The following is a 22,924-nucleotide window of genomic DNA, read 5'->3' on the forward strand; positions in this document are numbered from 1 at the left end:
TAGCAAAGATAACATTATGGCAAATCAAGATAAAATTAATGAGCTCATAGAAAAAAGAGCCAAAGCCAAGTTGGGAGGAGGAGAAAAACGTATAGATTCTCAGCATGCTAAAGGAAAATTAACCGCTCGCGAACGTATAGACATTCTTTTAGACGACGATAGTTTCGAAGAGTTTGACATGTTTGTAACACACAGAACAAAATCTTTTGGGTTAGACAAGCAAATATATTTGTCTGATGGTGTTGTTACAGGTCACGGAACAATTGATGGAAGAATAGTCTATCTTTTTGCTCAAGATTTTACGGTTTTCGGAGGTTCATTATCTGAAACCTACGCTTTAAAAATTTGTAAAGTCATGGATATGGCTATGAAAATCGGAGTCCCTTTAATAGGATTAAATGATTCTGGTGGTGCACGTATTCAAGAAGGTGTGAGATCTTTAGCAGGTTATGCAGAGATATTTCAACGAAACATAATGGCTTCTGGTGTTATTCCTCAAATTTCTTCCATTTTAGGGCCTTGTGCTGGTGGAGCTGTTTATTCACCGGCGTTAACCGATTTTACAATTATGACGGAAGAAACCAGTTACATGTTTGTTACAGGTCCTAAAGTTGTAAAATCTGTAACAGGTGAAGTGGTTACAGCAGAGCAACTTGGTGGAGCAAAAATACACTCAACCCGTTCTGGAGTATCTCATTTCTTAGCTGCTAATGACGAAGAAAACTTAATGCTTATTCGTAAAATATTGAGTTATATGCCTTCTAATAATTTAGAAGAAGCACCAATATTAACCTGTAATGATCCTATTGATAGATTAGAGGATGCTTTAAATGAAATTATTCCCGAAAACCCTAATCAACCTTATGATATTGTTGATGTCATTTCAATTCTTACAGATAACGGAGAGTTTACTGAAGTGCATAGAAATTACGCTAGAAATATATGTGTAGGTTTTGCTAGATTTAATGGACATCCTGTTGGTATCGTTGCCAATCAGCCAAAATTTTATGCAGGTGTTTTAGATATTGATGCCTCTCGTAAAGCAGCACGTTTTGTTCGTTTTTGTGATGCCTTCAATATTCCTATTGTAACGTTGGTAGATGTGCCTGGTTTCCTACCAGGAACAGGACAAGAGTATGGCGGAATTATTTTACACGGAGCCAAATTACTATTTGCATATGGAGAAGCTACTGTACCAAAAGTAACTATTACGCTACGTAAATCTTATGGTGGAGCTCATGATGTTATGAGTTGTAAACAATTGCGTGGTGATATAAATTACGCTTGGCCAACTGCAGAAATTGCTGTAATGGGAGCTAAAGGCGCTGTAGAAGTTTTAGAAGGTTCTAACATTAGAAAAATAGAAAGTGATTCTGAAAAAGAAGATTACATACAGCAAAAAGAAGATGAGTACACTGAACGCTTTGCTAACCCTTATCAAGCGGCTAAATATGGATTTATAGATGATGTTATTGAACCTAGAAATACACGTTTCAGAATTGTTAGAGCTTTAGAGTTACTTCAGAACAAGAAAGATGTAAATCCACCTAAGAAACACTCAAATATTCCATTATAATGATACAGCTACTCATAAACACAGATCCCATAAGTGAAGGGTATGTAATTTTAATTACAGGATTATTAATTGTTTTTAGTGCCTTAGTGATACTAGCACTTTTCTTTAACTACGGCTTACCTGTAATGCTATACATATACAAGATAATTACCAAAGGAAAAGATAAAAAAATCAGTGAAATTAAAGTTAAAGGAGACAGTGGTTTTACGGGAGAGATTTCGGCAGTTATCGGAGCTTCAGTCCACATGTATTTAAGCGAACAACATGATATTGAAAGTGGAATTTTAACAATCAAACAAGTTAAAAAAACCTATTCGCCATGGAGTTCAAAAATATATGGCATTCAAAATAGATTATAAAATATGAAATGAGCGTGTTCTAAATATCATCACTCAAAGATATGATTCATTGTGAACAGCATGTGAGTATAAAACCACAATAAAAACAAACACATGAAAAGTTATAAATTCAAAGTCAACGAAAACGGCTACACAGTAAATATAAAATCACACGAAGGTAATGTGATCAATTTAGAGGTCAACGGAACATCTTATGATGTGGTGATGAAAGAAGATATCAAAAAATCTAAAACACCAACCTTAGTTCGTTCTGCTTCAAAACAACCAGCAGTGCCTTTAAAAGTAAACCCAAAATCTACAACAACTAAAATTGTAGCACCAATTCCAGGAGTTATCCTATCACTTAACGTAAAAATTGGAGATACCATAAAAGAGAACGATTTATTATTAGTCCTAGAAGCTATGAAAATGGAAAACAATATCGTAGCTGAAAAATCTGGTGTGGTAACAGCTATTAAAGTTGAAGTAGGACAACAAGTATTACAAGATGCATTAATGATAGAATTGGAATAGACCTTTTTTAACTTAATGTTATTCACTTAAGCATACTAACCATTAGTTACAACAAAATGAAAAAATTAATTATAATATTTAGTGCATTGTCATTACTGCTTTTTATAAGACCAGTACTTGGATTAGGCGCTAATATAAACTCAGAAACAGCCACCTCTGTAACAACAGCACAAGTTGATCTTACAGAAGACGAAAGTGTTTTAGATGGAGCATTCGATGGTATAAAAAAGTTTTACAGTTATACAGGATTTGCAAATTCTACTTCTGGAAACGTCATAATGATTATTATAGGAATCATTTTTATTTATTTAGGTATTAAATTCGATTACGAGCCTTTATTACTTATCCCAATTGGAGCTGGTGTTATACTAGGAAATATTCCTTTTGTCGCCGGAAACCAAACCGGTATTTATGAAACAGGATCGGTTTTAAATTACCTCTATTTTGGTGTTGTAAAAGGAATTTACCCTCCGCTTATTTTCTTAGGTATTGGTGCCATGACTGATTTCTCTTCGCTAATCGCTAATCCAAAATTAATGCTTTTAGGAGGTGCAGCACAAATAGGAGTATTCGCTACATTTCTAGGGGCTTTATACTTAGGATTTAATCTTCCTGAAGCTGGTGCCATAGGAATCATAGGTGGCGCAGATGGACCTACAGCTATATTCTTATCATCTAAATTAGCAAACGGAATAAATATAATGCCAGATGGCACAACAGTTAAAAATCTAATTGGGCCCATTGCAATTGCCGCTTATTCTTACATGGCTTTAGTTCCTGTAATTCAGCCACCTTTAATGCGTATGCTAATTTCTAAAAAAGACAGAAAAATTAAAATGAAACCACCTAGAGCGGTAACTCAAAAGGAAAAAATGATTTTCCCTGTTGTAGCTTTAATTTTAACCACATTTATTTCACCTAGTGCTTTACCATTATTAGGAATGTTATTCTTTGGAAACTTACTAAAAGAATCAGGTAGAACAGAACGTTTAGCAGATACTGCAAGAACTAAATTAATAGATATTGTTACCATTTTATTAGGTGTAACCGTTGGTGCTTCTACTCAAGCAGATATTTTTATCACTAAAGATTCGATGTTAATCTTTGGACTTGGAGCCATATCATTTGTCATTGCTACTTGTGGTGGCTTGTTATTTGCCAAATTCATGAATCTATTCTTAAAAGAAGGCAATAAAATAAATCCACTAATTGGAGCAGCAGGTGTTTCAGCTGTTCCTGATAGCGCAAGAGTTGTTCATACAGAAGGCTTAAAATCAGATCCAAGTAACTATTTATTAATGCATGCTATGGCACCAAATGTTTCGGGTGTTATTGGTTCTGCTATTGCAGCCGGTATCATTTTAAGTTTCTTAGGATAAGATGATTACGCTTAATAAATCCAACATAAAAGACACTAATTATTAAATTATAACAACATGAAAATACCAAATGTAATGACGGCTAGTGATGCTGTTAAACTTATAAAGTCAAACGATCGTGTTTTAATTCAAGGAGGTTCTGCAACACCACAAAGTTTAGTAAGAGCTATGGTAGATCGTGCACCAGAATTGAGTAATGTAGAAATTGTTCATTTACATACTGAAGGAGAAAGTGGTTACACAAACCCTGAGTTACGTGAAAGTTTTCATACCAAAGCCTTTTTTATTGGTGGTAATGTTAGAAAAATGGTTGGTAACACCGTTGATTATATTCCTATTTTCTTAAGTGATATTCCTAGTCTTTTTCGTGAAGGTTATATGCACTTAGATGTTGTTTTAGTAAATGTTTCACCACCAGACAAACATGGCTTTTGTTCTTTAGGTGTTTCTGTAGATATTGTAATTTCTGGTATTGAAAAAGGAAAGACAATAATAGCGCAAATTAACCCTAAAATGCCACGTACGTTTGGAGATGCTTTGGTACATTTAAATAAGTTTGACGCTTGTGTTTTAGTCGATGAAGAGATTCATGAAATGAAATTTGTAGCACCTTCAGCAGAAGAACAAGCTATTGGTAAAAATATTGCAGGAATTATTGATGATGGAGCTACGCTTCAAATGGGAATTGGCGGAATTCCAAATGCTGTTTTAACATTTTTACACAATCATAAAAATTTAGGAATTCATACTGAAATGTTTTCTGAAGGTATTGTAGATTTAGTAGAAAAAGGCATTGTTAATGGATCTCAGAAAAAAGTTAATCCTTATAAAATAATATCTGGTTTTGCCATGGGAACACGTCGTTTATACGACTTTATGGATGATAATCCAGAAATTGAAATGAATGATATTGCCTATGTTAATGACACGTCTATAATTAGGCAAAACCCTAAAGTTACAGCCATAAATTCTGCTATTGAAATTGACTTTACAGGTCAAGTTTGTGCAGATTCTATTGGTACTAGAATGTTTTCTGGTGTTGGTGGTCAAATGGATTTTATGCGTGGTGCAGCCTTATCAAAAGGAGGGAAGCCAATTATTGCCATAACATCTACAACTTTGAAAGGTGTTTCTAAAATTGTACCTTCACTCAAACCAGGAGCAGGTGTTGTAACCACAAGAGCACATGCAAGATATGTAGCTACCGAATATGGTATTGCAGAATTATTTGGACGAAGTTTAAAAGAACGTGCACAATCATTAAGAGACATTGCACATCCTGATAGTAGAGAAGAATTAGATAAAGCTATTTTCGAAAGATTTGGAAGTAGTTTAATGATAAAATAATTTGAATAATAGTCATTATTATGAATAACAAAAACAAACCGCTCTTTTCAGAATTCCCACCTGTGTCAACAGAACAGTGGATGGAAAGAGTGACAGCCGATTTAAAAGGTGCTGATTTTGATAAAAAACTAGTTTGGAAAAATCTAAACGGTATCAATATTCAACCTTGCTATAACAGTGAAGATAAAATCACACAACTTAAAAATACAGGAGAGAATTCTCAAGCATTAGTCAATTATCGAGCAGTGACAGTTTGCTGTTCTGAAACAGGAAATACTTCAGCTAAAAAAGCCATTGAAGAAGGTATTAATGGTATCATTTTTCAAATTATAGGTGAAGTAAAAGTGGAAGAACTTTTAAAAGATATCGATTTAAATAACGTTACGGTTTCTTTTGAATTGTATACCAATGCCATAGCATTCACTAAAGAATTAGTGGCATTCGCAAAAGGTAAAGACTTAAAGGGATACATTGACACTAGAATCATATCTAACTATGTTACCATAGGTTCTTTTGAAAGTAATCAAATTGAAATCGCTGCAGAATTAATAAAACTCACCGCAGACTTTCCTAACTTTAAAGCACTTACCATTTCAGGGACTGAATTTTTAGATTCAGGTGCTAATCAAGTTCAAGAGATTGCATATACCTTAAATGCCTTAGTATTCTTAACAGAACAACTAAAAGTAAAAGGTGTTGCTGTTCAAGACGTTTTTAGTAACCTAAATATTTTACTAGCTATAGGTTTAGAGTATTTTGTTGAAATAGGAAAGTTTAGAGCCTTCAACAATTTATTAGCAGAAGTTGCAGCTAAATATGGCATTGCAGATTTCTCAAATACTATTACAGCGAAAACATCTATTTGGAGTAAATCTATAACAGATGCAGAAACAAATTTATTACGTTGTACCACTGAAGCCATGGCTGCAATCTTAGGAAATGTAGATGGTGTTTTAATTGATGCTTACGATAAAGAATTTAAAAGCGTTTCTGATTTTTCTAGTCGAATTGCAGGGAATATTATTACCATATTAAGAGAAGAATCTTATTTTGGTAAAGTCTCAAATCCTGTTGATGGTTCTTATTATATTGAAGAAGTCAGCACTAAAATTGCAGAAAAAGCCTTAGAATTATTTAAAGCAATTGAAGCAGAAGGTGGATTTCATAAAGCTTTCGAAGACGAAACAATTCAACAACATATTGCTGAAATACGACTTCAAAAACTAAAACTAATTAGTCAACGAAGAACTGCCATGGTTGGTATTAACAAATATCCTAACCTTATGGAAACTGTAGATTCAGAACTTCTTTCTAAAGTAAACGTAGATAATCCTAAAGTGTTAACACCAAGACGAGCGTCTTTAGAGATTGAAGCCATGCGACGGGTTACAGAAGAATTAGTCGCGGCAACTAACATAAGACCAATTGTACAATTAGTTAGTTACGGAAATTTAACCATGCGAAAAGCAAGAGCAGCATTTGCTTACGACTTTATTGGTGTCAGTGGATTTGATGTACACCAAGAAGAAAGTTTTAAAAATGCAGAAGTTGCAGCAACCGAAAGTGCTAAATCCGATTCGCACGTGGTGGTTATTTGTAGTTCTGATCAAGATTACGATGAAACAGCCCTTGACTTCATAAAAGCATTTAGAGCAATTAATACAGATAAAGTATTATTGTTAGCAGGTGCACCAAAAAATATAAACGAATTAACTGAAGCAGGTTTAGATGGTGTGGTTAATATGAGAACAGATGTTCTTGTAACACTTTCTAGCATTCAGAATAAAGTTCAAAAAACCTTAAAATCTTAAGACTATGCAACCAGATTTTTCAGATATAACATTAAATTCTGCTGTTAAACAAACCGTTGAAGCTTCAGAAAGCAAGGAGATTTGGAATACACCTGAAGGTATTCCTGTAAAGAAACATTTTACAAAAGCCGATATTTCAGCTGCAGAGCATTTAAGTTTTTCGGCAGGTGTTCCACCATTTTTAAGAGGACCTTACAGCGCTATGTATGCTATGCGTCCTTGGACCATTAGGCAATATGCAGGTTTTTCTACAGCAGAAGAATCTAACGCATTTTACAGAAGAAACTTAGCTGCTGGACAAAAAGGATTGTCAGTAGCCTTTGATTTAGCCACGCATAGAGGTTACGATTCCGATCATCCACGTGTTACAGGAGATGTTGGTAAAGCTGGTGTGGCGATAGATTCTATTTTAGATATGGAGATTTTGTTCGATCAAATTCCATTAGATAAAATGTCGGTTTCTATGACTATGAATGGAGCTGTATTACCAATTATGGCTTTTTACATTGCAGCAGCCAAAAAACAAGGAGTGTCATTAGATCAACTTTCAGGAACCATTCAGAATGATATTCTAAAGGAATTTATGGTGCGTAATACGTACATCTATCCACCATTACCTTCAATGAAGATTATTGGAGATATTTTCGATTATACGACTAAAAACATGCCTAAATTCAATTCCATTTCTATTAGTGGTTACCACATGCAAGAAGCTGGTGCAACGGCAGATATTGAATTAGCATATACGTTAGCCGATGGTATGGAATACATTAGAACGGGATTAAAATCGGGTTTAAAAATTGATGAATTCGCACCACGTTTATCTTTCTTTTGGGCTGTAGGAATGAATCATTTTATGGAAATTGCTAAAATGCGTGCTGCACGTATGCTTTGGGCAAAAATTATAAAATCGTTTAATCCAACCAATCCAAAATCGATGGCATTGCGTACGCATAGTCAAACATCGGGTTGGAGTTTAAGTGAGCAAGATCCTTTTAATAATGTCGCAAGAACTTGCATTGAAGCAATGGCTGCCACATTAGGAGGAACACAATCGTTACACACAAACGCTTTGGATGAAGCCATTGCATTACCAACAGATTTCTCGGCAAGAATTGCTCGTAACACACAGATTTTTATTCAAGATGAAACGCAAACCACTAAAGCGGTTGATCCTTGGGCTGGTTCTTATTATGTAGAATATTTAACACAAGAAATTGCTAAGAAAGCTTGGAAACTGATTGAAGAAGTTGAAGAACTAGGCGGCATGGCAAAAGCGATAGAAACTGGAGTGCCTAAATTACGTATTGAAGAAGCTTCTGCTCGTAAACAAGCCCGTTTAGATTCTGCTCAAGATATTTTGGTTGGAGTTAATAAGTTTAAAACCACTGAAAAAACAAATATTGAAATCTTAGATGTTGATAATACTGTTGTAAGAGATTCTCAGATTGCACGCTTAAATAAAATGAAAGCCGAACGTAATTCTGAAACTGTTGCTGCTAATCTAAAAGCATTAGAAAATTGTGCTGGTGGAGCAGGAGGTAATTTATTAGAATTAGCCGTTGAAGCTGCAGAAAATTTTGCTACTTTAGGTGAAATATCTGATGCTTTAGAAGTTCATTTTGGAAGACACAAAGCAGATACTAAATTAATAAGTGGTGTGTACGGAAAAGAAGTAAATAACGATAATACCTTTGCAAAAGCTCAAAAAATGACTGATAAATTTGCAGAAATTGAAGGTCGACGACCAAGAGTAATGATTGCAAAAATGGGTCAGGATGGACACGATAGAGGTGCAAAAGTAGTCGCTTCTAGTTTTGCAGATTTAGGTTTTGATGTAGATATGGGAGGTTTATTTCAAACACCAGAAGAGGTTGCAAAACAAGCCATTGAAAATGATGTACACTTTGTAGGAGCATCAAGTTTGGCTGCTGGTCACAAAACGTTAATTCCGCAATTAATAGGTGAATTAGAAAAATTAGGACGACCAGATATTATGGTTTTTGCAGGAGGAGTAATTCCGGCACAAGATTATGATTATTTATTAGAACGAAAAGTAGCGGCTATTTTTGGTCCTGGAACCGTAATTTCAGAATCTGCTATAACTATTATGGAAAAATATTTAGAACAGGAATAAACTTTAAATAATTAATATTTAAAAGCCCAAACATTAATTTGTTTGGGCTTTTTATGTTATTCACAACATCTAAATATAGTTCTAGTAAAAATATGTATTAGTAACGTTTCCAAATGGTTCTAGCAATAGCACAAACTTTATCACTGCTTTCAATTTTTATAGTATGTTCAAAAGCGTTTTTTTCTATAAGTTCCTTTGTTAACGACAAAACAGTATCACCATACTGTGCTTCCGCAATAAAACGACCATCTATGGAATGTAGATAATAGTTATTGGTAATATCTTCAGGTATAGATTCAATAACCCATTGTAAATATCTAATATTGTTGACATGTTTGTTCATGTCTGTGTCATATCTATTGACTCTAAATTGCTTTACATAATCTGTAAAACTGATAGCCTCTATTTTTTTCTTGATATTTCTACTGATAGATTCTTCTGAGAAAAAAGACCATTTTTCTTTAATCTCTTCAAAAATTGGAACTGGTCTTCTTTTTTCAATATCAAAGAACACCCATAAACCTTTAGCTCGTCCAATAATATTTTGATGTTCATCATAAATAATATTTTCTCTGTAGCCTTTAATAGAGGAGTAGCTAGAAAGCCAAGTTCTAATGGTAATTTTTTCTTTATAACTAGGATAACGATCTATTTGTAAAACACCTGAAACTAAAACCCAACCTACATTCTTTTTTACAAGATCAAATAAACTATGATCTATTGAATAACAATGATCTGCTGCAGTTTCCTCTAACAAGCCTAACATAATTGTTGGCGTTGCTAAGCCTAGCTCATTCATTTCAAAATATCTTAACTCAAATTGTTTGTCAAAGAATTTATCAAACGTCATTTTATGGCTATATAAGGTTTGAAAATCTATTTAAACGATTTTTTAAAGGTGTCAATAATTTGCTGAGCAGCTTTAACAGGTGAAATTTCTGAAGAGACTATATCTTTTTCTAAAACAGAAAGTTTAGTCTTAATATCCTTAGAGTTATAAAACATATGTTTTAATTCTTCATTAATATTATTATACATCCATTTTATTTGTTGATGATCTCTATTTTTTAAGAAATAACCATTCTCATCCACTAGTTTTTTGTATTTCAGAATTACGTCCCAAATATGAGAAATTCCAATATTCTTTATTGCTGAAGCCGTACTTACCTCAGGACTCCAACCAGATTCTGCTAACGGAAAAATATGTAGGGCATTTTGATATTGTCTTTTGGCTAATTTACTCATGGTAATATTATCACCATCTGCCTTATTAATGACCACCATATCGGCCATTTCCATAATCCCTTTCTTAATGCCTTGTAATTCATCTCCAGCACCTGCAAGCATTAATAACAAAAAGAAATCTGTCATGCCATGAACAGCTGTTTCAGATTGTCCAACACCAACAGTTTCAATTAAAATAACATCGTAACCAGCAGCTTCGCAAAGCAACATGGTTTCTCCTGTTTTATTCGCAACACCTCCTAAAGTATCTCCAGAGGCAGAAGGTCTAATGTACGCTTCTTGTAAAATTGCTAATTCTTCCATTCTAGTTTTATCACCTAGAATACTTCCTTTAGTTCGCTGACTTGTTGGATCTATAGATAAAATAGCCACTTTATGTCCTAGTTTTACGAGATGCAAACCAAAAACTTCTATAAATGTGCTTTTTCCAACACCAGGAACTCCTGTAATACCAATACGAATTGATTTCCCTGAACTTGGTAAAATCTCTTGAACGATTTCTTTAGCTAATACTTTATCACTTTCTAAATTACTTTCTATAATAGTAATTGCTCTAGAAAGAATAACACGATCTCCTGCCAATACACCATCAATATACGATTTTGCTGATAGTCTATTTTTTGGTTTGTAGTTTTTCATTTTAAGAGGTTGAAAGCTAAGTTTGTTTAGTAAAAATCAGCTTTAACAAAGATACTCATAATGAAAAAAACGACCACAAAATAAAGGGTGTTTTTAATAGAATTTTTATAATTTAATATAAATAAAATTCATTGAAATGCGAAGTAGGTGAGTGGTCTGTAAAATTTTAACCAACACATTTTAATTGTTTTGAATTGAAGAAAAAGTGATACTAAAACTAAATATTTAATCGGCTATAAACCATAGATTTATAACTTTCTCCAATTGGTATTCTTTCATCATTAATAATGACTCTGTTTTTCTGAATTGAAGTGATCTTATTCACATTTACAATGTAAGATCTATGGACTCTGATAAATATATGTTCTGGTAATTTAGATTGAATGTCTTTAAAACTCATTAAGGTTAAAATAGGTTTAGAACCTTCAGAATAAATCTTTAAATAATCTTTTAACCCTTGAATATGAATAATACTTTTGATATCAATTTTTACATTTTCATATTCAGATTTTACAAAGATAAAATCATCTACACTAGCAACTGTAGCGGCTGTATCTCCTGTTGCAGAAGACACATTAAAGGCAGTACTAACATTTAACCGCATCATTTCTTTCACACGATTTGCGGCTTTTAAAAAACGTGGAAAGGGAATAGGTTTTACTAAATAATCTACGGCATTTAAATCGAAACCTTCTAAAGCATATTCTGGATACGCTGTTGTAAAAATAAAATAAGGCACTTTGCCTTCAAGAGATTTTATAAGTTCTATACCTGAAATATTTGGCATTTCAATATCAGAGAACACCAAATCAATACTGTTATTATTAATAAATTCTAAGGCTTCAATAGCATTGGTAAACGTACTAATAACGTCAACATTACTTAAAGCTTTACAATACGATTCTATAATATCTATTGCTAATGGCTCATCATCTATTATTATGCAATTCATTATCCTTTAAGTTTATTGTTAAATGAACCTTGTAATTTGTTTTAGTTTCTTCGATAATTAATTCGTGATTTTTGTTATACAAATGATTAAGTTGATTCTTAATATTTTTTAAACCTACACCAGAATTTTTTTCGTCGCGTCTATATAAACCAATTATATTCTCGACTTCAAAGATTAAATTATTATCTAAAACTTTAATTTTTATATCTATATGGGTATTGCCTTCATAGTCTGTTCCGTACTTAAAAGCATTTTCAATAAAGGAAATTAATAATAATGGATAGATTTTTAAATTTCTTGTTTCACCTTTTATGTTAAGTTTAACAGCTTCAGAGTTTTTAAGGCGTAATCGCTGTAATGCGATGTAGTTTTTTAAATAATTGATCTCTTTTTCTAATAAAACTTGTTTATCTCCAGCTTCGTAAAGCATATAGCGCATTAATTCTGATAAGGTTATTACAGCCTCTGGAGCATCATTAGATTTACTTCTTACTAAAGAATAAATACTATTTAATGAATTGAATAAAAAATGAGGGTTTAATTGATTTCTTAAGAATTGAAGCTTAATCTCTTTGTGTTCGTTTTCGAGTTCTTTTGATTCACTCTCTTTTTTATAAAAATCTACTACCAAACTAAAAATACCACCTAAAAGATATATTGTTAAAGAAAATACAACAGGAATTGCATGTCTTATTCCCATTAATCCTCCTGGTCTGTTTGGAGGTTGAGGCATATTATCCCTAAACCTATCTACTAGAGTGTTTACTATTAATTCTTGACTGACATAGTTAAACAGTAATAAAAAAAGGACTGAAACTATTATGTATAAAAATAATTTTCGTTTTAATAAAAGATAAGGAACAAAAAATAAATAGTTAGTGTAGAATAAAACAGGACGTATAAGCTGCCTTAAATATAATTCTGAAGGTACCTCACCCAATTCAATATAAGCAGTTAATAATGGAAATATACTTATACATAACCATACTAAGATATGAACCGTAAGTTCTTTATACGAGATGTTTTTTATCAAAATTTAATAATTATTGAACCGAATTAAATACTATTGTAATAAATATTATTCTTGTTCAGATCATCTTTGTTAATCTTAGGAAACATTTTTTTCTCGAGTTTATTAACAACGAGTTTTCCTATTTTTTCTGCATCCAATTTGGTTTTAAAAACTTGCTTCCCTTTTACAGCAGGAATATATTCTTGACTAATAAACAAAGCACCATTATTATAGACTTCGTAAATCCAAAAACTATCTTTTTCTTTAACCTTTAGTGAATATACAGTTTCATTAACATCTTTTTTATCGATAGTGCTATTTTGAAGATTATAAAACAAAATAGTTACAATTGAAATTACTACAAAAACGGTTATATAGCTATATATTCTTTTCATCATATTTATAATTTAAAAAAAGAGCCAGGACTTATCAGGTATAGGGATACAAAATTTATCCTGGCTCGGGTATTGACTATTTAATTGACATCTACAAACAACAATAGTCAACGGAATCAATCTAAACAATTCTTTATATTAGTTATCGTCGTCGTCTTGTTCTTGTGTTGGGAAAAATTCCATGTTATCATCTAAATACAATGTTCCGTTTCTTCCTAAGGCTACAAAAGCACGTTCACCATTATTAAATGAGACAGCATCTCTTCGTGCATAAAGTTCAAATTCTGTTTTTTCTTTCCATACTTCTGTTGCTGGGTTATATTCATAAACAGTATCTGTACTTCCTCCATAATCTCCACAAGCCACATAACCTTTACCGTTTATTGTAAATGCTACAGCATTAGATCTAAATACGTAATCATCATCATCTTCATCAATATCCTCAAGCTGTGACCAAACTTCTGTATCTAAGTTAAATACCCAGAAATCTGTTTCGTAAACACCATTACTAATACCTGTCCCTAAATACACGTTATTATCAATTGTAAATGTTACACCATCTTTTCTTTTATCTCCTCCAAAGCCATAAACTTCAGTCCAAGAATCTGAAGTTGGATCGTATTTCCAGAAATCTTTTTTATCACTTCCATCAAAACCAGTACCTACATAACCAGCAGTAGTAGATCCAAAACCTACAGCACCGTATCTTGCAGAACCACCAAAATCGGCAATTTGCGTCCAACTATTGGTTGAAGCGTTGTATTTATAAAAATCTGCTAATTCTTCGTTAGTATCTCCATTATAACCCGTTCCAATATAACCATCGTTATTAATTACAAAAGATACTCCTGCACTACGAACTTCACCTGGGAAATCTGATAATTGTTGCCAAGAATTAGTATCCATATTGTAACTCCAAAAATCATCATAATAATCATCACCATCATAACCTGTTCCCATATAGCCAATGTTACCAATGGTAAAGGCTGTAGAACTACTTCTAGCTTCTTCATTAAATGTAGATTTCTTTACCCAGTTTCCTACGGTATCATCACTATCGTCATCGCTACTGCAGCTGTATGACATTGTTAGTATGGCTCCTAAAAAAAGAAACCTTAAGATTGATTTGTTATTCATTTTTTTCATTTTACTTATTATTTATGTTTAAACTAATTCCTATGTTTAATGACAATGAATCATCAGAATCAAAATCATATATGGCATTATCATTTTTTGTAATAGAGAGTTCACTTGCTGTTAAATAACCAACATTAAAATATGTAGACCAATTAGAATCAAATTGAAAATTATATCCAAGCGCCACATTTAGAGCCGTAAATTCATATTTTGAATTATAGAAAACAGCATCATTTTCCATACTAAATCCTGATGCATTATTTACGTAAATAGATTCCGGTTTCCCTGTTAAACTGATAATACTCTGTTCGTTTACAGCATAATATGCTCCTGTAATAGGAAAACCTATTTCATACCTAAACTTTTCATTTACATTATTAGAATAAGAGATCAGTGGATAAAAGTTTGGTTTACCAAATAACGAACCATATCCAGCACCTATATTTAAATAAGATTCTAGTCCATTATCTTTATGCCAAGTTTTAATGAAATTTGCAGCATAACTAAAAACAAAATCTTCACTTGTAATTTTCTCGTTAAATGTTGAAGACAAATAGGGAGAAAGCGTAATGTCTAAGTCCCAATTATTAGCTAGTGCTTTTTTATACTTGGCGTAGATTTCTAAACTGTGTAACTCTTCAAATGAATTAAAATGATTGTACATATCATAATCTTCAAAATCACTACTTGTATTTGTGTAATGCACACCAAAACCAAAGGTTGGTTTTTTTAATAACGATGTAAAATCAACGGTTATAGATTTTTTTTCAAATTGAACATCATTTAAACTGGTGTAAATGTTGTAGTCTAGGGCAACCAAATCTTCTGCACCAGTTGTTATAAACATATTTTGTCCATACATGGTTATAGAAACTAAACTAAAGGCTATATAATAAATTGTTTTTGTACTCATCGAGTGCGAACATACTAACACAAACTTTTACTCTAATTATAAAATAGACCTATACAGTTTTCATGTAGACAAACTCCTCATTTTAATCTATGAATCCAATTGTTAACTTTAATAGTATAAAAACTGCTTTTTGTAGATAAATATTAGCCGTAGGTATATTTCACTTTTTATTAGATTAAAACGGTAGTTGATTTGTAGAAATTCTATAAAACAAATGTTTAAATCCTATCTAAAATTATTTTCGGTAATTGTTATTTTAATTGTTGCTATTTCTTGTTCTGCAGATGCTGAAGAAGATGGGCTTTCAGCCGGAGAAGACTTTACAAATACAGATATTAGAGTGTTATCTATAGATACCTTTTCCGTTAAGTTTTCTACCATGAAATTCGATTCAATTATAACCTCTGATAGTAATAGGTTATTAATTGGAAAGTATAATGATGATGATATGGGAATTGTAAATTCTTCAGCATATCTTCAACTTAGTAGCTCTACGTATTCTATAGATAATGAAGCTATTTTAGATAGTGTTGGTTTAATTTTAGGTTATGATACTTATTATTATAATGATACTACTCAAGTATCAACACTTAATGTTCATAGGCTAATAGATAAAATGGAAAGTGATGATTCTTATTTTTACAATACCACAATAACGGCTTACGAAACGACACCTTTAGTGAGTAAAACATTTATTCCTACTCCAAGTAACGATTCTCTATCCATTACCTTACCATATACGTTTGGAGAAGAATTATTTAATGATATTAGAGATAATAACATTACAGATGATGAGTCTTTTTACCAGAAACTAAAAGGTTTAACTATCCAACCAGGAGATAGTGATAATGGGGCAATTATTGGTTATTCCACAACAAGTGATAACACGTATTTAAGATTTTATTACACCATACCAGATGAGCTAGAAACTGATGAGTACACTTATGATATTTCTATAAATAGTTATTATAATAAAACAGAAACAGATGTTACAGGTTTACCTTTAGCACTAATTACAGACCAAGAATACAATTTACTCTCTACTGAAAGCAATGGTATTAGTTACAACCAAGGAAGTACAGGATATGTTACCAAAATTGAGTTTCCATCCATAAAGAATATCTATGATATTAGCACTGAAGGCACCATACTAGAAGCCACGCTATATATAGAGCCAAATACAGCTTCGCATTCTGATATACAACCTTTAAGCGAAGAGCTACTGTTATACACCATTGACCAAAACAACGATTTGGCCAGTCAGGTTTCCAATAGTATAGATGTGGTTACAGGAACACTTTCTAGCGAAGATTCTGAGTTTAATAATATCGTATACAGTATTCCTGTAATAGATTTTATTGATCAAAAATTAACTGAAAGTCCAGAAACGGAAGATGCACTTATTTTAATTTCAAGCGATTTCAATTCTACAATAAATAAAATAATATTTAATGATAGTGAACGCTCAGATTACAAAACCAAACTAATAATTACTTATGCTATATATGAATAAATCTAAAAACTTAATTATTTGCGCAATGGCATTTGGGTTATTTGGCTTCTCTCAGTCTAATAATCTAACAGGATCACCTTATTCACTTTTTGGGTTAGGTGTAGAAAGTAATTCTGGTACTGGTAGAAATAGTGGAATTGGTAATACGGGGATTTCCCTTGATTCAGATTACGGTCTTAACCTCTACAATTCAGCTGCATTTGCATCATTAAGTCCAGATGAATTTATTTTGGACTTTGGTGGAGTATCAGAATTTGTTAACTTATCTGGAAATGATATTAGCGAGCAAAAATCAACCTATAATTTCTCTAATATTTCCATCGGTTTTAATAGTGATGGAAAATATGGTATGGGATTAACTCTAAAACCATCTACAAGTGTAGGTTATTCTTTGGTAGGTTTACAAAGTAATATTGAAGGGGATAATGAGCAATTTACAACTAACATCGAAGGTTCTGGTGGATTAAACGAAGCCCGTTTGGATTATGGTCGAAAAATAAATGATAATTTAAATATTGGTATTAAAGCCTCTTATTTATTTGGAAAAATAGAAGAAACGGAATCTATTGTAACCACAAGCAGTTACTTAGAAGTTTCTGAAACTAACTATTATAGAGGTGCTCAGTTGGGTTTAGGATTACAATATAACCTTTTAGATAAACATGATTTTGGGTTCACAGTAGATTTCCCAACGGTATTAAATGGAACTAAAGATATTATTATTGGTAAATATTCTAATTCTGCTTATACCTTATTAGAAGAAACCGTAGATGAAACTATTGACGACTTTTATATTCCTTTAAAATTAGGATTTGGATATAGCACAAGATTTAAAAACTTGCTTTTATCTGCAGATTATAATAAAAGTTTTTGGTCTACTACTGACCAATCTGATGCTATTGGAGATTACGTAGATCAAGATATTTATAGTATAGGTGCAGCTTACACTATAGATCGTACAAGTAAAAAGTTCTGGAAACGTGTAGATTTTAGAATGGGCCTAAACTATAATTCTGGTTATCTAGAAGTAGATGATACCAAAATTGATACTTATACGGCATCTTTAGGTATGGGTATCCCAATTGGAAGAAGATCTTTATTAAATATTTCATATTCATTAGGTAAAAAAGGAACTACTGAAAGTATCCTTATTCAAGAATATGTAAACACACTTAGCATAAATCTATCTTTATCAGATTTATGGTTTCAAAAACGAAAGTTTAACTAAAATCGAAGTCTTACCATCTTATAGTAAGTCACAATTCCTGAAAAATCCCATCGATAAAAAAATAGCTTTTGTATAGACAAACGCATCAAACGTCTATTACAGTTTAATATAATAGTATATCGTTTCATCTTTGAAGTGTTAAATAAAAAACACTCAAAATGAAACGATTTTTTTTCATCTTATCCATACTTATCTCACAGATAATATTAGCGCAAGAAGCTCGTTCTGAGTCATCAGAGGTTTGGACGTTAAGTGACTGTATTGAATACGCTATAGAAAACAACATTTCTATAAAAGATGCAGCTTTAGATACAGAACAAGCAAATGTAAATTATAGTCAATCTAAATCGTCTAGATTACCAGATCTTTATGGTTCAGCTTCGCAGTCCTTTTCAAACGGAAACTCAATTGATCCTATAACTAGTGATTACGTAACAGATCAAATTTATAGTACTAACGCTAGTCTTAATAGTACTATGACTTTGTTTAAAGGAAATCAAATCAACAATCAAATAGCTCAAGACGAGTTATTCCGAAACCAAAGTGTATTTTTAGAAGAAGCTGCTAAAAACAATATTATTGTTAGCATCTTAGAGAACTACTTACAAATTTTATATGCTAAAGAAGGCATTACAATCGCTGAAAACAATCTCAATGTTTCAGAGAAAGAAGTAGAACGTGCTAAAGCGAGATTAGATGCTGGAACAATTGCCCTTAGCGATTATACAGAAGCACAAAGCCAAGCTGCGACAAATAAATATACCATTATTACAGCAAAGAATACCTACCAACAAAACATTATAACCTTAAAACAATTATTAGAATTAAATCCAACTCAAGATATTGAAATTGAAACTTTAGGAAATGATGTTGATTCTATAAATCTCGAGCTAGATAAAATGGCTATTTATAATAAAGCATTAGGCATTCTACCAGAAGTTAATGCAAGTAACATTGGAGTAGAAGCAAGCAAAAAAGATTTAGATATTGCTAAAGGTGCTTATTTACCAACCCTATCATTAGCTAGTAGTATTGGTTCTGGATATACAAGTGTAACTGATACTAATTTTTCAGATCAGTTTAATGTCAACTTTAATCAACGTATTTCATTGTCATTAAATATTCCAATTTTTAATAAAAACCAGACTAAAGCGGCTGTACAAACAGCACAAATTAATATTGAAAAGGCACAGATTAGTCAACAAACAACTGTAAAAGAAGTTTATAAAAAAGTTGAAACAGCTTATCAAAATGCTTTATCTACACAAGAACAATTAGTTGCAGCAGAAGCTTCAAAAACAGCAGCAGAACAATCGTACAATTTAGCACAAAAGAAATACGAATTAGGAGCACTAAGCACAACAGATTTAGTGATTAGCCAAAATACGTATACAAACGCTCAGCAAAATTATTTACAAGCAAAATACTTAAGTGTTTTATACCACCAATTATTACAATTTTATCAAGGAAACGAAATCAAACTTTAATCAACAGAATCATGAAAAATAAAACGAAAATTATTATAAGTATAGTTATAGTCGCAGCACTTGCTATTGCTGGCTTCAGTCTTTTAAAAAGCGATGATACCATCATTATAGAGCCTAGAACTGTTACAGCAAAACAAGCAAATGTAACTACAATGGTTACAGCAACCGGAACCATTGAGCCTATAAACCAAGTAGATGTTGGTACACAAGTTTCTGGTGTGGTAGAAAAAGTTCTTGTCGACTATAATAGCGTTGTTAAAGAAGGACAACTTATAGCAGAGTTAGATAAAACAAACCTAAAAGCATCACTTACACAAGCGCAAGCGTCTTATGATAATGCTGTAAGTCAAAAGAATTATACACAAACTATTTACGAAAGACAAAAAACATTGTTTAACAATCAAGTGATTAGCAAATCAGATTTCGATGATGCAGCTTACAGTTTCCAAACAGCAAAAGGAACGGTTACACAACGTTTATCAGATTTACAATCTGCGAGAACCAATCTTGGTTATGCAAATATATATTCGCCAATAGATGGTGTTGTATTATCTAGAGATATAGATGAAGGGCAAACTGTAGCAGCAAGTTATAGTACACCAACTTTATTTACAATTGCTCAAGATTTAAAACAAATGCAAGTGGAAGCAGATGTTGATGAAGCAGATATAGGACAAGTAAAAGATGGACAACGTGTAGAATTTACAGTAGATGCTTACATCGGTGAAACCTTTGAAGGTGAAGTAACACAAGTCAGATTAGATCCAACAGTAACCTCTAATGTAGTTACATACACTGTGGTAATTAAAGCAGATAATGAAGATTTAAAACTAAAACCAGGTTTAACAGCAACCATTTCAATTTTTACTTTAGAATTAAATGATGTGTTAACAGCAGAAGCTAAAGCTATCAATTTTACACCAGAACCTGAAACATTAGCGACTTATAATGCGCATCATAATTTAGCTGAAACCACAAACATGCCTTCTAAAAATGAGTCGATACTTTGGATATTAGGCAATAACGGTTCTATAGTTCCAAAAACAGTAACGCTTGGAGCAAGTGATGGTGTTAATGTTCAAGTTTTAAGCGGAATCGTAGAGGGAGATAAATTAGTTTATAGTTTAAAAGGTGTATCTAAATCGGAAGCATCTGGTACACCAGCAGGAGCAAACGAAAGTCCATTTATGCCACAACGTCCAGGAGGTAACAAGAAAAAATAAAAAACCATGAGTAAAGAAATCATAAAAATAGAAGATTTAAAACGTGAGTTTACCATGGGAACCGAAACGGTTCATGCGTTACGAGGAATTTCATTCTCAATAAAAGAAGGCGAGTTTGTTACCATCATGGGATCTAGTGGATCTGGTAAAAGTACCATGCTTAATATTTTAGGTTGTTTAGACCAACCAACTTCAGGAGTATATGAAATCGATGGCGTTAGTGTAAAAGATTTAAGTCGTAATCAGCTAGCAACCATAAGAAACGAAAAAATTGGATTCATTTTTCAATCTTATAATTTACTAGCAAGAACATCTGCGCTAGAAAATGTAGAATTACCACTATTATATAATAGTAAAGTTTCAACAGAAGAACGCAGAGAAAGAGCCATAAAAGCATTAAAAATGGTGGGTTTAGAAGAAAGAATGGGACACACACCTTCACAACTTTCAGGCGGACAACAACAAAGAGTTGCTATTGCAAGATCATTAGTTAATAACCCTGTAATGATACTCGCAGATGAAGCCACTGGAAACTTAGATACGCGAACATCTTACGAAATCATGTCGTTGTTTCAAGAGTTAAACAAAAAGGGAATTACCATTACGTTTGTAACTCACGAGCCAGATATAGCAACGTTTAGTAACAGAACTATTGTATTAAAAGACGGAGAGATTATGCAAGATTATAAAAATCATAATGTACAATCTGCAACCGATGAATTAGCCAAATTACCTAAACAAGACGATTAATTATGAGACTATTAAATTTATTTAAAATCGCAACAAAAGCTATCATTCTTAATAAGACAAGAACTCTGTTAACCATGTTAGGAATCATTATTGGTGTAGCCTCGGTAATTGCCATGCTAGCTATTGGAGAAGGTTCTAAAGAAAGTATTCGTGAAAGTATTTCTAGTATGGGTTCTAATATGATTACCATTAGACCAGGTGCAGATACAAGAGGTCCAGCAAGAGGTAGTGGAGGAGATGTACAGACTTTAACGCTTCAAAACTATGAAGTGATAAAAGAAAAAGCCACGACGTTAAGTTATATAACACCAGTGGTAAATGGTGGTGGACAAGTAATTAGTGGTTCTAATAACTGGCCAAGTACTATTTATGGTGTCAACCCAGATTACTTAAAAATTAAAGTAGTCGATCTACAAAGCGGAAGTATGTTTACAGATGCTGAAGTAAAATCGGCTTCTAAAGTGGCTCTTATTGGTCAAACCGTTGTAGACAATGTGTTTCCTGATGGTCAAGAACCTGTAGGACAAATGATTCGTTTTAATAATATCCCATTTAAAGTGATTGGTGTTTTAGAAGAAAAAGGAGAAAATACCTTTGGACAAGATCAAGATGATGTGGTTATTGCACCTTACACAACGGTTCAAAAACGAATTCTAGCCATCGATTATTTAAACCAAGTAATGGCTTCTGCTATTAGTGAAGATGATGCGCCAGAAGCTGTAACTCAAGTAACAGAAATTCTACGTACAGAACACAAATTGATGGATAGTGAAGAGGACGATTTTAGTGTACGTTCTATGGAAGAATTGATTTCTACGTTTAGTTCAACTAGCGAGATGTTAACCATTCTATTAGTGGCAGTTGCAAGTATATCTTTATTGATTGGTGGTATAGGAATTATGAACATAATGTATGTATCTGTAAAAGAAAGAACTAAAGAAATCGGACTGCGTATGGCCGTTGGTGCTAAAGGTGCAGATATTTTAATGCAGTTCTTAATTGAAGCCATTTTAATCAGTATTACAGGAGGTGTTTTAGGTGTAATTCTAGGCCTTGGAGCAACGGTCTTTATTGAGCAATTTTTGAATTGGCCTACAAGCGTTGCGTTGTATTCTATAATAATTTCTTTTGCTGTTTGTGCTGTGACGGGTATCTTTTTTGGATGGTATCCTGCTCGTAAAGCTTCAGCTTTAGATCCTATAACTGCCTTACGTTACGAGTAATAAACGCAGGTCCTGAATAAGAAGTACGAATAAATAATTATGAACGATTAGTTAGAAGCGTTAACTAATTGCATCGAATAATTCA

General features: G+C 32.5%; 20 protein-coding genes. 13 read left to right on the top strand and 7 right to left on the bottom strand.

The features are described 5' to 3' along the window. Window positions 1-16 precede the first annotated feature (16 nt). The 7 genes from HM981_RS10195 to scpA all read left to right on the top strand — a co-directional run bounded on the left by HM981_RS10195 (window position 17) and on the right by scpA (window position 9,122). Complete coding sequence (locus HM981_RS10195; protein WP_179338679.1) at window positions 17-1,576, top strand: acyl-CoA carboxylase subunit beta; 1,560 nt, start codon at window positions 17-19, stop codon at window positions 1,574-1,576. Next, on the top strand, window positions 1,576-1,935 hold the full coding sequence (locus tag HM981_RS10200; protein ID WP_179338680.1) for an OadG family protein: 360 nt from the start codon (window positions 1,576-1,578) through the stop codon (window positions 1,933-1,935). The genes HM981_RS10195 and HM981_RS10200 overlap by 1 nt, the downstream gene beginning before the upstream one ends. 93 nt (window positions 1,936-2,028) lie before the next feature. Beyond that, window positions 2,029-2,448 (top strand): biotin/lipoyl-containing protein, encoded by a 420-nt coding sequence (locus tag HM981_RS10205; protein WP_179338681.1) that lies wholly within the window; start codon window positions 2,029-2,031, stop codon window positions 2,446-2,448. Window positions 2,449-2,504: 56 nt separating this feature from the next. Then, window positions 2,505-3,827, top strand: a complete 1,323-nt coding sequence (locus HM981_RS10210; RefSeq protein WP_218846386.1) for a sodium ion-translocating decarboxylase subunit beta — start codon at window positions 2,505-2,507, stop codon at window positions 3,825-3,827. A 57-nt stretch (window positions 3,828-3,884) separates the two neighbouring features. Then, window positions 3,885-5,174 carry an acetyl-CoA hydrolase/transferase family protein gene (locus HM981_RS10215; RefSeq protein WP_179338682.1) on the top strand — a complete coding sequence of 430 codons (1,290 nt, stop codon included), beginning with the start codon at window positions 3,885-3,887 and terminating at the stop codon, window positions 5,172-5,174. A gap of 20 nt (window positions 5,175-5,194) precedes the next feature. Beyond that, window positions 5,195-6,985: a methylmalonyl-CoA mutase family protein gene (locus tag HM981_RS10220; protein ID WP_179338683.1), complete on the top strand. Its 1,791-nt coding sequence runs from the start codon at window positions 5,195-5,197 to the stop codon at window positions 6,983-6,985. A gap of 4 nt (window positions 6,986-6,989) precedes the next feature. Further along, complete coding sequence (scpA, locus tag HM981_RS10225) at window positions 6,990-9,122, top strand: methylmalonyl-CoA mutase (protein WP_179338684.1); 2,133 nt, start codon at window positions 6,990-6,992, stop codon at window positions 9,120-9,122. Window positions 9,123-9,219: 97 nt separating this feature from the next. Here the strand turns inward: scpA and HM981_RS10230 are convergent, their stop codons facing one another. The 7 genes from HM981_RS10230 to HM981_RS10260 all read right to left on the bottom strand — a co-directional run bounded on the left by HM981_RS10230 (window position 9,220) and on the right by HM981_RS10260 (window position 15,415). Next, window positions 9,220-9,972 carry an acyl-[acyl-carrier-protein] thioesterase gene (locus HM981_RS10230; RefSeq protein WP_179338685.1) on the bottom strand — a complete coding sequence of 251 codons (753 nt, stop codon included), beginning with the start codon at window positions 9,970-9,972 and terminating at the stop codon, window positions 9,220-9,222. A 26-nt stretch (window positions 9,973-9,998) separates the two neighbouring features. Then, window positions 9,999-11,006 (bottom strand): methylmalonyl Co-A mutase-associated GTPase MeaB, encoded by a 1,008-nt coding sequence (gene meaB, locus HM981_RS10235; protein WP_179338686.1) that lies wholly within the window; start codon window positions 11,004-11,006, stop codon window positions 9,999-10,001. A gap of 217 nt (window positions 11,007-11,223) precedes the next feature. Continuing rightward, a complete protein-coding gene (locus HM981_RS10240; protein WP_179338687.1) occupies window positions 11,224-11,958 on the bottom strand; it encodes a LytR/AlgR family response regulator transcription factor in 735 nt (244 codons plus the stop codon). Then, window positions 11,936-12,991 (bottom strand): sensor histidine kinase, encoded by a 1,056-nt coding sequence (locus HM981_RS10245; RefSeq protein WP_179338688.1) that lies wholly within the window; start codon window positions 12,989-12,991, stop codon window positions 11,936-11,938. Before HM981_RS10245 ends, HM981_RS10240 begins: the two co-directional genes overlap by 23 nt. Before the next feature lie 23 nt (window positions 12,992-13,014). Continuing rightward, on the bottom strand, window positions 13,015-13,368 hold the full coding sequence (locus tag HM981_RS10250; protein ID WP_179338689.1) for a DUF4907 domain-containing protein: 354 nt from the start codon (window positions 13,366-13,368) through the stop codon (window positions 13,015-13,017). 135 nt (window positions 13,369-13,503) lie between these two features. Further along, a complete protein-coding gene (locus HM981_RS10255) occupies window positions 13,504-14,502 on the bottom strand; it encodes a Kelch repeat-containing protein (protein ID WP_246286209.1) in 999 nt (332 codons plus the stop codon). Window positions 14,503-14,512: 10 nt separating this feature from the next. Further along, a complete protein-coding gene (locus HM981_RS10260; protein ID WP_179338691.1) occupies window positions 14,513-15,415 on the bottom strand; it encodes a hypothetical protein in 903 nt (300 codons plus the stop codon). Between the two features lie 214 nt (window positions 15,416-15,629). Between HM981_RS10260 and HM981_RS10265 the strand changes: the two genes are divergently transcribed. The 6 genes from HM981_RS10265 to HM981_RS10290 all read left to right on the top strand — a co-directional run bounded on the left by HM981_RS10265 (window position 15,630) and on the right by HM981_RS10290 (window position 22,839). Beyond that, window positions 15,630-16,928, top strand: coding sequence for a DUF4270 family protein (locus tag HM981_RS10265; RefSeq protein WP_179338692.1), 1,299 nt, complete (start codon window positions 15,630-15,632; stop codon window positions 16,926-16,928). Then, on the top strand, window positions 16,921-18,156 hold the full coding sequence (locus tag HM981_RS10270) for a hypothetical protein (protein WP_179338693.1): 1,236 nt from the start codon (window positions 16,921-16,923) through the stop codon (window positions 18,154-18,156). The genes HM981_RS10265 and HM981_RS10270 overlap by 8 nt, the downstream gene beginning before the upstream one ends. 158 nt (window positions 18,157-18,314) lie before the next feature. Continuing rightward, window positions 18,315-19,643, top strand: a complete 1,329-nt coding sequence (locus tag HM981_RS10275) for a TolC family protein (protein WP_179338694.1) — start codon at window positions 18,315-18,317, stop codon at window positions 19,641-19,643. 11 nt (window positions 19,644-19,654) lie between these two features. Further along, complete coding sequence (locus tag HM981_RS10280) at window positions 19,655-20,866, top strand: efflux RND transporter periplasmic adaptor subunit (RefSeq protein ID WP_179338695.1); 1,212 nt, start codon at window positions 19,655-19,657, stop codon at window positions 20,864-20,866. Window positions 20,867-20,872: 6 nt separating this feature from the next. Beyond that, window positions 20,873-21,616, top strand: a complete 744-nt coding sequence (locus HM981_RS10285) for an ABC transporter ATP-binding protein (RefSeq protein ID WP_179338696.1) — start codon at window positions 20,873-20,875, stop codon at window positions 21,614-21,616. Between the two features lie 2 nt (window positions 21,617-21,618). Beyond that, a complete protein-coding gene (locus HM981_RS10290) occupies window positions 21,619-22,839 on the top strand; it encodes an ABC transporter permease (RefSeq protein WP_179338697.1) in 1,221 nt (406 codons plus the stop codon). Window positions 22,840-22,924: the final 85 nt, after the last annotated feature.

The sequence above is a fragment of the Winogradskyella ludwigii genome (assembly GCF_013403985.1).
GTDB lineage: Bacteria > Bacteroidota > Bacteroidia > Flavobacteriales > Flavobacteriaceae > Winogradskyella > Winogradskyella ludwigii.